Annotated in this window: 11 protein-coding genes; 1 reads left to right on the forward strand and 10 read right to left on the reverse strand. The window is 59.9% G+C overall.

Annotation, left to right across the window (positions count from 1 at the left end; translation table 11 throughout):
* Nucleotides 1-169 precede the first annotated feature (169 nt).
* A complete protein-coding gene (gene pssA / locus ACL9RI_RS25900; protein ID WP_422729355.1) occupies nucleotides 170-910 on the forward strand; it encodes a CDP-diacylglycerol--serine O-phosphatidyltransferase in 741 nt (246 codons plus the stop codon).
* A 125-nt stretch (nucleotides 911-1,035) separates the two neighbouring features.
* Here pssA and ACL9RI_RS25905 read toward each other — a convergent pair whose 3' ends face one another.
* From ACL9RI_RS25905 to ACL9RI_RS25950, 10 genes are all read right to left on the reverse strand, one after another.
* Nucleotides 1,036-1,962: an aldo/keto reductase gene (locus tag ACL9RI_RS25905; RefSeq protein WP_422729343.1), complete on the reverse strand. Its 927-nt coding sequence runs from the start codon at nucleotides 1,960-1,962 to the stop codon at nucleotides 1,036-1,038.
* A 164-nt stretch (nucleotides 1,963-2,126) separates the two neighbouring features.
* A complete protein-coding gene (locus ACL9RI_RS25910; RefSeq protein WP_422729344.1) occupies nucleotides 2,127-3,272 on the reverse strand; it encodes a D-alanyl-D-alanine carboxypeptidase family protein in 1,146 nt (381 codons plus the stop codon).
* A gap of 113 nt (nucleotides 3,273-3,385) precedes the next feature.
* Entirely contained in the window at nucleotides 3,386-4,039 is a 654-nt protein-coding gene (locus tag ACL9RI_RS25915; protein ID WP_422729345.1) for an alpha/beta hydrolase, read from the reverse strand.
* A gap of 73 nt (nucleotides 4,040-4,112) precedes the next feature.
* A complete protein-coding gene (locus tag ACL9RI_RS25920) occupies nucleotides 4,113-4,430 on the reverse strand; it encodes a (2Fe-2S) ferredoxin domain-containing protein (RefSeq protein ID WP_422729346.1) in 318 nt (105 codons plus the stop codon).
* A 40-nt stretch (nucleotides 4,431-4,470) separates the two neighbouring features.
* A complete protein-coding gene (locus ACL9RI_RS25925) occupies nucleotides 4,471-5,658 on the reverse strand; it encodes a VanZ family protein (RefSeq protein WP_422729347.1) in 1,188 nt (395 codons plus the stop codon).
* The gene (locus ACL9RI_RS25930) at nucleotides 5,655-6,272 is read right to left on the reverse strand and encodes an ABC-type transport auxiliary lipoprotein family protein (RefSeq protein WP_422729348.1); all 618 of its coding nucleotides are present in this window, start codon (nucleotides 6,270-6,272) and stop codon (nucleotides 5,655-5,657) included. Before ACL9RI_RS25930 ends, ACL9RI_RS25925 begins: the two co-directional genes overlap by 4 nt.
* Before the next feature lie 10 nt (nucleotides 6,273-6,282).
* Nucleotides 6,283-7,242 (reverse strand): MlaD family protein, encoded by a 960-nt coding sequence (locus ACL9RI_RS25935; RefSeq protein ID WP_422729349.1) that lies wholly within the window; start codon nucleotides 7,240-7,242, stop codon nucleotides 6,283-6,285.
* On the reverse strand, nucleotides 7,242-8,132 hold the full coding sequence (locus tag ACL9RI_RS25940; RefSeq protein WP_422729350.1) for an ABC transporter ATP-binding protein: 891 nt from the start codon (nucleotides 8,130-8,132) through the stop codon (nucleotides 7,242-7,244). The genes ACL9RI_RS25935 and ACL9RI_RS25940 overlap by 1 nt, the downstream gene beginning before the upstream one ends.
* Complete coding sequence (locus ACL9RI_RS25945) at nucleotides 8,129-9,265, reverse strand: MlaE family ABC transporter permease (protein ID WP_422729351.1); 1,137 nt, start codon at nucleotides 9,263-9,265, stop codon at nucleotides 8,129-8,131. The genes ACL9RI_RS25940 and ACL9RI_RS25945 overlap by 4 nt, the downstream gene beginning before the upstream one ends.
* 69 nt (nucleotides 9,266-9,334) lie before the next feature.
* A complete protein-coding gene (locus tag ACL9RI_RS25950) occupies nucleotides 9,335-10,834 on the reverse strand; it encodes a DUF4080 domain-containing protein (RefSeq protein ID WP_422729352.1) in 1,500 nt (499 codons plus the stop codon).
* Nucleotides 10,835-11,039 lie beyond the last annotated feature (205 nt).

An 11,039-nucleotide genomic window follows, 5' to 3' on the forward strand; every position in this document is an offset into this window, starting at 1 on the left:
TTGCTGTGTGCGGCTGTCCACATCTGCGGTGCCGCACGCGCGCAGGGTAGAATGAGCATAGTGCATCGTTTGCGTTTCCGCTGCTTTTATACTGATTTTTTTGATTGTCCATAATTTGAACACCTTGCCCAAGTCGCGCCTTCACCGCGCCAAATACGCCTTGCCCAGCATGGTGACTTTGCTTTCGATAGCATGTGGCTTTGCCAGCATCGTTATTTCCGTCGATAACGCCGGTGTGGGCGACCCCGCCGAGTACCGCCTGGCGGCCGTGCTGCTGGTGCTGGCCGGGGTGTTTGACGCGCTCGATGGCTTTGTGGCGCGCGCCACCGGCACCAGTTCGCAGTTCGGCGTGCAGCTTGACTCGATCGCCGACGTGATGAATTTCGGTTGTGCGCCAGCGGTCTTGTTGTATTGCTATGGTTTTGTGCAGATGGGCGTGCATGATCCGTTGCTGCTGCGTTTTGGCGGCATGGCCAGCTTTTTCTTCGTGGCCTGCGGCGCCATGCGCCTGGCGCGTTTCAATGTGAACGTGGGCCGTACCGACCCGCTGTATTTTGTCGGCATGCCGATTACGGCCGGCGCTGCCTGCGTGGCCGCCGTGGTGGTGGCGTGGCCGGCGCCGATCGATGCACAGCTGCACAGCTATCTGCTGATGCTGTTGCTGGTGGGCGTGGGCAGCCTGATGGTGTCGACCTTGCGTTTCCCCAGCTCCAAGCAAAAGAAAAGCCTGGCCGCCTTGCTGGTGCTGATCCTGGCAATCGCCGCGCTGGTGTGGCTGAAAACCAGTTTCTTTGCCTTCTTCTTCGCCGTCTACATCGTCGCCACGCTGGTGTTGAACCTGGCGTGGTACCTGGGGTGGCGCGGTATTGCCTTGCCCCAGGTATTCAACGATCCCGACGAGATGGATTAGAACGCCTATAAACCTGCTGCGCGTCGTGATTTGCGGCCTGCGATGCTCACTGTGCATGCGCACAGCTGCGCTTCTTAGCCACAACTGACTTCCGCTCGCTACGGTTTTATTAGGCGTTCAGACTGTTACGCCACCTCGTGCCCACGCGCGGCGCGCAGGATGGTGAACCATTCGTTGCGGCTGAGCGTGAATTGCGTGCCTTCCACGGCCACGCCCACCGCTTCGATGCGGCCGGTGCCCGTCAGTGGCAGCGGGCGCGATGGCAGTTGCATGATCCACGCAAACACCACGCTGGCAAACGGACGCTGATGCGCGTCGGCGATGGCCTTGATGACATTGCGCAGGTTTTCCACGTTCGCATCGCCACCCTGGAACAAACGGCCACCGGCCAGCGGCGACCAGATCATCGGCGACACATTCAGGTCTTGCAAGCCATCGAAGGTTTCATCGAACAGCGGCGCCACGTGCAGCGGCGAAAACTCGACCTGGTTCGTCACCAGCGGGAAGCGCCGGTTCAGGCTCTCGAACTGGTGGCGGCTGAAATTCGACACGCCGAAATGCAGCACCTTGCCCGCGTTCTTCAATTGCGTGAACGCGCCGGCGATTTCATCGAAGTTCATCAGCGGATCAGGACGGTGGATCAGCAGCAAGTCCAGGCGGTCCGTGCGCAGCTGGCGCAAGGATTGCTCGACCGACGCGGTGATGTGCGCCGCGCTGGTGTCGTAATGCTGGATCTCATGGCTGGGGTGGTGCTGCGACAGCAGCTTGATGCCGCATTTGCTGACCAGCTCCATCTTGTCGCGCAAGCCCGGCTGCAAGGCCAGCGCTTCGCCAAACAGGCCTTCGGCGCTGTAGTCGCCATAGATGTCGGCATGGTCGAAGCTGGTCACGCCCAGGGCCAGGCATTGCTCGATAAACGCCAGGCGTTGCTGCGCCGTCATGTTCCATTCGCCGATGCGCCACATGCCGGCGACGATGCGCGACAATTCGGGACCAGTGGGACTGAGGCGGCTGCGTGGCGACTGCAAGCTGGCGGGTAGTACTTGGCTCATGGAAGGCTTTCTGATGAAGGCGGGTGGATAATCCTGATGATTATAGCCAGCAATTGAGCAATGAGTGCAGGAGATGGTAGCGCTTCCACTTGCTATCCTGGCCGCGAAAAAAAATGCCCGCAGCATGGCGGGCATTTTTCATGGGGACGATGGCGGGCTGGCGATTATTTCAGCCACAGGCGCATCGAATCCCAGGCGCGGCCAAAGATGGTGGCCTGGTTGATCGGTTCCAGCGCCACCACTGGCAGTTCCAGCAGCACTTTATCGTCGACCATCATTTTCAGTTTGCCGACCGGTGCATTCTCGGCCAATGGCGCCACCAGCGGATCTTTGCGTTCCAGCACTGGTTTCATCTTGGCGGCAACGCCTTTCGGTACGGTCACCAGCACGTCGCGCGCGAAACCGATTTTCACGGTGCCTTTCGAGCCTTTCCACACTTCCGGCGTGGCCACGGCCTGGCCTTTCGAGTACAGCTTGACCGTATCGAAGTTCTGGAAGCCCCAGTTCAGCAGCTTCTGGCTTTCCTGCGTACGGGCCTGGTCGGAGGTGGTGCCCAGCACCACGGAAATCAGGCGGCGCTCGCCCGAACCGCCAGGGCGGCGGGCCGAGGCGATCATGCAAAAGCCGGCCGCTTCCGTGTGGCCCGTTTTCATGCCGTCAACGGTAGGATCGAGCCACAGCAGGCGGTTGCGGTTAGGCTGGGTGATCTTGTTGTAGGTAAAGCTCTTGATGGAATCGATTTTATAGAATTCCGGGTAGTCGAGGATCACGCGCGAGGCCAGCACGGACAAGTCTTGTGCCGTGGAATAGTTCTCAGGGCTAGGCAAGCCGTGTGGGTTGCCAAAATGGGTGTTTTTCAAGCCCATGCGTTGCGCTTCGCGGTTCATCAGCACCACGAACGTGCCTTCATCGCCGGCGACGGCTTCGGCCAGCGCCACGGCGGCGTCGTTACCCGATTGAATCATCAAACCATGCAGCAAGTCATCGATGGAGACTGGCGTGGCAGGATCGATGAACATTTTCGAGCTGCTGGAATCGACTTTCCACGCGTGCACGGAGACATTCACTTTTTGATCGAGCGTCAGTTTCTTTTCACGCAGGGCGGCAAACGTCAGGTATGCCGTCATGATCTTCGTCAGGGACGCCGGTTCGATGCGGGCATTCGGATCTTGCGAAGCAATGATCTGGCCACTGGTGGCGTCGAGCAGCAGCCAGGACTTGGCGGCGATGGTCGGGGCCGGAATGGTTTGCGCAAAGGCGGAAGATAGGAAAAGTACACTGGAGGCCAGTGCCGCTAAGAGTTTTTTCATGGAGGCTGGTCTGCGAAAAAGATGAAGGCTGAGGACCATGTCGCTTATGCTGACACGGTCGCGTGGAAAAAACGGACTAATTATAGCCGTGGAAATGGTAGTAAGCCCACACTTCAGTGCTCGTCTTGCGCCGATACCGGTTTATCGCCATGCCACAGCGCGATCACCAGATTCTTGATGTGATTGAGCTTGCGGTGGAAAAAGTGGTCGGCGCCCGGAATCACGATCACGGGAATGTCTTGCGGCCGCGCCCAGTCGAACACGGCGGACAAGGGAATTGTCTCGTCGAGCTCGCCGTGGATCAAAATGGTGTCGGCAGGAATGTCGGCCATGGCCCATTTGCCGGCCGCGCTGCCGATCAGCGCCAGGCGCTCGGCCGGGGTACCGGCGGCGCTCAGGCGTTCCTGCAGTTTCGACTGCACGAAGGTGCCAAACGAGAAGCCGGACAAGGCTACTGGCAAGCCGGGGTACAGCTTGAGCATGTGTTCGTATAGCAGTTGCATATCGTCGGTTTCGCCTGCGCCATGGTCGTGCACGCCTTCCGAAGCGCCGACGCCGCGAAAGTTGATGCGCGCCACCACATAACCGAGGGCGACAAAGGCGCGCGCCAGGGTTTGCGTGACCTTGTTATCCATCGTGCCGCCATACAGCGGATGCGGATGGGCAACCAGTGCGATGCCGCGCGGGGTGTCTGCCGGGAAATCGAGCAAGCCTTCCATGCTGCCTGCATGGCCGGCAAGGGTAAATTTTTCCGAGTTTCTGTTCATGATGCTCATACTGGTGACGTAGGCTTAAATTAAAGTTAAAGCGTGAGATGAATAAAGATTAAATCAACACTGCTTAAATTTTGAGGCGGTCGACGACTTTGCCGCCCACCAGGTGGGTGTCGATGATTTCATCGATATCGCTGTTGTCGACATAGGTGTACCAGGTCGCTTCCGGGTAGATGACCAGCACCGGTCCCTCTTCGCAGCGGTCCAGGCAGCCAGCCTGGTTGATGCGGATCTTGCCCGCGCCATTCATGTTCAAGTCCTTGATGCGACGCTTGCAATGTTTTTGCGCGCTTTCCGCGCCATGGTCGCCGCAGCTGTTGCGGCCGTCTTCACGTTTGTTCATGCAGAAAAAAACGTGGCGTTCAAAATACGATGCTTCGCTCATACAGTTCTCCTGCGATATTCTCAATGCGCCATCATAACGCTTATGGAGGGTCGCCGCGACGTTGGCGCTGTACATCTTCTTGCCGATTCAGCCTGTGCGAAGGCAGGCACAGGAACCACAAGGTGACGAATGGCCACAGCAAGGCCAGGAATTGCGCCGCGCCATTAAAGTTCAGGAACTTGCCTTGCACCCAGCCTTGCAAGGTGGACATGAAATAAGGATTGATCGGCGTGATATTCACCATGACCAGGCTCAGCAGTAATGTGGCGGTCGCCACCCGGCGCTGCGCCACATGGGGGGCGAAGGCCAGGCCGCCCAGCATGATCAGGCCGATCAAAAAGCCGCCCTGGGCGCCTGGCGTAATCCACACAAAAGCGTTTTGGGGCGAAAACAGCAGGGCGCTGGCCATGGAGCGCACCACCAGCGCGCCGCCTATCAATAGCAGCATCATGGTGGCGCGCGGTGCGCCACGGCGCAGCAGGCATAGCAAAGTCAGCACGGCGCCCGTCATGCCGCAAGCCGTGATGATGGTTTCTGATAGCCAATACTGTTCTACCGTCAAGATGGTATCGGGCCGCAGGTAGGCGGCCAGGTCGATGTCGCTACCCACCAGTGTCGACAGCCAGTCCGACAAAATCGGCAGCAATTGTCCCAGGCCGAACAGATAGCCTTGCGGATAGATTTGCGCCAGCGGCCATAGCGCGACCAGTATCAAGCCCTGGCTGGCGTGCTGGGCAAACCAGCGCTGGCGCAAGCGTAGCAAGCGGCTTTGATCGAGCAGCTTGCGGGCCGACAGCGCGCCGATGATGGCGCCCGCGCAGCAGCCGGCCGAATTGGTATAGAAATCCAGGTTCGATGACACGCGGCTGGGCAGGTAGCTTTGCACGGTTTCCATGCTGCCGGAAATGAACACGCCGCACAGGCTGGCGATCAGGATGGCCAGCCAGCCCGTGACCCGCGGAAACAGGGAATACACGATCAGCGCGCCCAGCGGCACGTAGCCGACGATATTGATGCCCACGTCGAAACCGGTCCAGTAGCGTGGCATGGCCGTGTTTTCCAGGAAGGTGAACGGCGACAGGCCCGTGCTGCGCCAGCCCGTAAACGGAAACCAGCTGGCATACACGATCAGGAAAACATAGGCGAGCAGCGCTGCGCGCGCCAGCGGCGAGTGTCTCAGGGGCGGCAGCGCTGCTGGCTGACTGTCGGCGGTTTCCGGGACAGTCATTCTTTCGGTATGTTCAGCGTGCCCAGCCAGGTGAGCAGGTCGGCGGCGATGGCGTCCGAGGCGGACGCCAGCGCTTGCGCGCCCCCTTGCGCATCGGCGCTGCGGGCGTCGCTGCTGCGGCTGAAGGTTTTCTGGTCGATCAGGCGGTGGCCGCGGAACAGCGAGGCGCGCAGCGAAACATGGCCGCTGCTTTGCGTCTGGGTATCGAAGTTTTGCGAAAAATCATCGACGTCGATGCGCAGCAGCGGTACGCCGCCGGCCGCATCGGTGGTCGACAGCACTTTGACGCCGCCCTGGGCGACACGTGTCTTCAGGCGCTGGCTCAGCAGTTGCAGCGGCGGCGTATTCCAGCGGTTGTAGGCATACGGCCGCGATTGCTGCGCATCGGCGTACAGCAAACGGTAATACATGCGCTGGCTGTCGAGCCAGGATGGGCCATTCGCGTCGGCAATCACCAGCACCGGCAGCGGCGCCGCCGTTTGTTGTGCCGCAGTCATGCCGGCACCGGCCGGGCCGAAATCATAGAAAGTGGGCACCGGGCCGCGGCTGGCGCAACCGCCCAGCAACAAGGCAGTGGCCAGGGTCAATACGGTGATTGGACGAGAGATGGACATGGGGTTCTCCTTATTTGCCTGGCGCCGAAAAGCCGGGTTCGCCCGGACCGGGCGGAATGTCGGGGGCGCCAAACAAGATGCTTTGCGGCTGTTCGTTGAGCGTGCTCATGGTGGTTTTCAGGGCGCGCATCGAGGAACGTGCTTCGCCGCTCAGGTCGATGACTTGCGGCAGTACTTCCAGTGCCACGCCGTTGGCCACCGTTTCCACCGAGTTGCCCACCTTGTCGACCGTGCCATTGACCTTGTCCAGCACGCCGCCTGGCGCCTGGATATCGTTGCCCAGTTTTTTCCAGGTTTGCGTCAGGTCAGACACGTTCTTGCTGGCCGTGCTGACGGCCGTCAGGGTTTGCCGCGTCTGTTCCGTCAATTGCGGCAATTGCACCAGGGTCGGCTGCAGCTGCTGGGGAATCGCGCCAAACGCCTTGGCCGCCTTGCTCACTTCCGTGAAGGCGCCCAGCATGGCCGCCTGGTTGTCCGGGCTTAGCAGGTTGTTGACCTTGTTGGTAATCTGTTCCGCCTGGTCGAGGATGCGCTTGCCGCGCTTTTCCAGCTGGTCGAGCAAGCCCGCGCGCAGCGGGATCAGGGTCGGCTGTTCCTTGCTGGTCCCCAGCAATTTGGAACCCACATGCTCATCGTCAAGTTGAATATAAGCAATCCCCGTGACGCCCTGGTAGCCCAGGCTGGCAAAGGTGGTGGTGGTCACCGGCGTATCGGGCGCAACGCTGATATGCACCAGGATTTGGCCCGCTTTTTGCGTATCGAAATCGATGGCGTCCACCTTGCCCACTTCCAGGCCACGGTAGCGCACGGTAGCTTGCGGGTTCAGGCCCGGCACTGACAAGGTGGTGGCCAGCAAGTAGGGCACCCGTTCCACGCGGTCGCGGTTGAACCAGACGCCGAACAGGATGGCGGCGATCAGCAGGGTGAGCGTGAAAAAGCCCGTCATCAGGGCATGTGATCTGTTTTCCATTACTTCTCCGCTTTCTTGTCTATGCCGGCGTGTTCGCCTGGCGCTGCAGCGTTGTCATTTCCATTATTCTTTTCATCGAGCGCTTCCAGCGCGCGCTTGCCGCGGTCGCCAAGGAAAAATTGCTTGATGAATGGGTGATCGAACTGGATCACCTCGCGCGTGGGGCCGATCGTGATCACGTGTTTTGCCGCCAGCACGGCGATGCGCGTGGACAGGGCGAACAGGGTGTCGAGGTCATGCGTGACCATCACCACCGTCAGGCCCAGTTCGCGGTGCAGCGACTGGATCAGGCTGACGAAACTTTCCGACAGATCCGGGTCCAGGCCAGCCGTTGGTTCATCGAGAAACAGCAGCTTCGGTTCCAGCGCCAGGGCGCGCGCCAGCGCCACGCGCTTGATCATGCCGCCCGACAAGTCCGACGGCATCTTGGCCGCATGCTCCGGGCCCAGGCCCACCATATTCATCTTGAGCAACACGGCGTCGCGTATCAGCGCTTCCGGCAGCACGCGCAATTCGCGCATGGGCTGGGCGACATTGTCGAACACGGTCAGGGCCGAATACAGCGCGCCTTGCTGGAACAACATACCCCAGTGGTTGCGCAATTGCTGCAATTGTTCCGAGCTGGCTTGATTGATATCTTCGCCAAACACTTTGACGCAGCCGCGCGCCGGATGTTCCAGGCCCAGCATCTGGCGCAGCAAGACCGTCTTGCCCGTGCCGGAGCCGCCCACGATGGAGAGGATTTCACCGCGTTCGATTTCCAGGTTCAAGTCCTGGTGCACCACCGTGCGGCCGAACTTGGTCCACAGATTGGTGATTTCCACCACGGGCGCGTCGCCGTGCAGATTGAACTGGCCTTCCCTGGCCGGGCTGCAAAGATTGTCTGTCATCGGTAGCCCACTCCATTGAAGACGATGGCAAACACGGCGTCCGCCAGGATCACCACGGTAATGGCCGTGACGACGGCGGTGGTGGTGCCGCGTCCCAGGCTTTCCGTATTGGCCTTGATGCGCAGGCCAAAGTGGCAGGAAATCAGGGCGATCAGGATGCCGAAGACAACGCCCTTGCCCAGGCCGATCATGTAGTTGGCCAGCGGAACGGCATCGGGCAGTTTCTGGACGAAATAACGTGCTGATAAATTCAGTTCCGTCTTGGCTGCCACCATGCCGCCGATCAGTGCGGCCGTATCGGTCCAGATTACCAGCAGGGGCATGGAGATGGCCAGCGCCAATACTTTCGGCATGATCAGGCGGAAACCGTGCGAAATGCCCATCACCAGCATGGCATCGAGCTCTTCCGTGACACGCATCACGCCCAACTGCGCCGTGATCGATGAACCGGAACGGCCGGCCACCAGGATCGCCGCCAATAACGGCCCCAGTTCGCGGATCACGCTCATGCCCAGCAGGTTGACCAGATAGATATCGCCGCCAAAGGCGCGCAATTGCTGTGCAGACAGATACGACAGCACCACGCCGATCAGAAAGCCGACCAGCGCCGTGATGCCCAGCGCCTGGAAGCCGGCATGGTAGATATTGGCGGAAATTTCACGCCAGGGGCCGCGCAGCGGGTGGCGGATAAAGCGCGCCGTATCCTGCGTCACCTGGCCCACCAGGGCAATAAAGCCCTTCAAATGCTCGAAAAACAGCAGGATGGCCATGCCCAGCTTCATCACCGGCGTCAGCCGGTTGGCGCGGGAGGCCGGCATTTCCAGCGTCCCGGTTTCCTCGATGCGCTTGAAAAATTCTTCCTGCGCAGGCGCCAGGGTCAGCTGGGCGGGACGCGCCTTGCCCCAGGCATTCCAGAAATACTGGGCGCCGATATGGTCCATGCTCGCAATTTGCGACAAGTCCCAGCTGACATTCTTGTCACCAAGCAAAGGCTTGAGCTGGGCTTCGATGGCCTTGATGGCATTGTCGTGCGCCAGCGCATGCACCTGCCAGGTGCCGCTGGCAGTCACAAGAGCTCCCTGTTGGGAGCTGGTCTGGGAGAGAGTCAGTATCGGCGATTGGACAGTGGGCATCGCACCAGTTTAAGGGAGATTGGCCCAGACCGCCACCGATGTTCATTTTGCTATGTTTACCAGCACACCTTAGGCGGCAAGATGGCGCGCCTGGCGCTGCGGCAACGTGACCTCCGGGCGCGTCTTGGGCGCGTGGCTGTGGGCATGCGCCTGGGCGCCGCCCGCATAATCGCTGGCCAGCAAGGCATTTGCTTCAGCTGCGCTCAGGCCGCGCGTTTGCAGCCATTGCGCCACCAGCTTGGCCAGCCGCTCCATGGCGATGCGGTGGGTGGCGTCCGTGTGCGCGTACAGCCAGTTTGAGAAATCCATGAAGTTCTCGAAGGGCGCATCGCCCAGCATCCACTGCACCGTATTGGCGAAACGGCCCGAGTTGGCGACCAGGTCCCAATAGCGGGCGAAACGCACCAGGCGCTGCATGCTCATGAAGTCCAGCTGCTTGTTGGCCAGGATGGTATAGGGCGGATGCGGGTCGTACACCATGCCGAATTGCTCGGTATGGCGAATAATCGGTGTACCGCGCAGGCGTTTCAGGATGCCGAACTGGATTTCATGCGGATTCAGGGCCACCAGTTTATTAAAGCCGGCGGCGAAACTGGCTTCATCTTCGCCTGGCAGGCCGGCGATCAAGTCCACGTGCAAGTGGGCGTTCGATTTTTCGCATAGCCAGCGGATATTGTCGGCTGCCTTTTGATTGTCTTGCTTGCGGCTCACCAGCGATTGCACGTCCGGGTTAAAACTCTGGATGCCGATTTCGAATTGCAGCGCACCGGGCGGGAACTTGCTGATTCCCTCCTTCAGTGCATCGGGCAGATGGTCGGGCACCAGTTCGAAGTGGGCGTAGATCGGGTCGTCCGGGTTGGCGGCGATCTTGTCTAAAAAGAACTGCATGATCTTCAGGCTGGTCTTGATATTCAGATTGAAGGTGCGGTCGACGAATTTGAACAAACGGGCGCCGCGCGCATGTAGCGATTCCATTTCGGCCAGGAAATTGTCCAGCGCAAACGGCCAGGCTGTCTTGTCCAGCGCCGACAGGCAGAACTCGCATTTAAAAGGGCAACCGCGCGAAGCTTCCACGTAGATGGTGCGATGTTTGATATCGTCTTCCGTATATAAAGAGTAGGGCAGTTGCAGTTCGGCCAGCGGCGCCTGCACGCCCGCATGGATTTTCATCAATGGTTTCGGGCCGTTCAGGATTTCGCCGCACAGCTTGGGGAAAGTCACGTCGCCCCAGCCCGTGATCAGGTAGTCGGCCAGCTTCACGATCTCCTGTTCGCCTGGCTCATGCGACACTTCCGGTCCGCCCAGCACGATGATGACCTCCGGCGCCACGCGCTTGAGCATGGCGACCAGCTTGGTGGTTTCTTCCACGTTCCATATATAGACACCGAAACCGATGATGCGCGGCTTGTTCGCCAGGATGCGCTCGACCAGTTCCGTGGTCTTGGTGCCGATCACGAATTCCTGCAGCCGCGTCTGTGCCTGCAGCGGTCCCATATTGGCCAGCAGATAGCGCAGCCCCAGCGAAGCATGGGTATAACGGGCGTTCAGGGTAGAGAGCAGGATGGTCATGACGGGCGCAGATCAGGGAAAACCGTCATTTTACGCGGCTATGGAAGAAAAGCTTGCGTAACCGTCCGGACTTGGCTATAGTTCGCCCCCTCGCAGAACGACGCATGCAAATGCTGAATGAAGCGGGTAAAAAAGAAGGTTGACGAAATGTGCGAAACGCTTCATACTCTTCCTTCTTCGCAGCTGACAAACACAACGCTTTGTC

Origin of the sequence: Janthinobacterium sp. Mn2066 (assembly GCF_049319705.1) — a bacterium.
Lineage (GTDB): Bacteria > Pseudomonadota > Gammaproteobacteria > Burkholderiales > Burkholderiaceae_D > Janthinobacterium.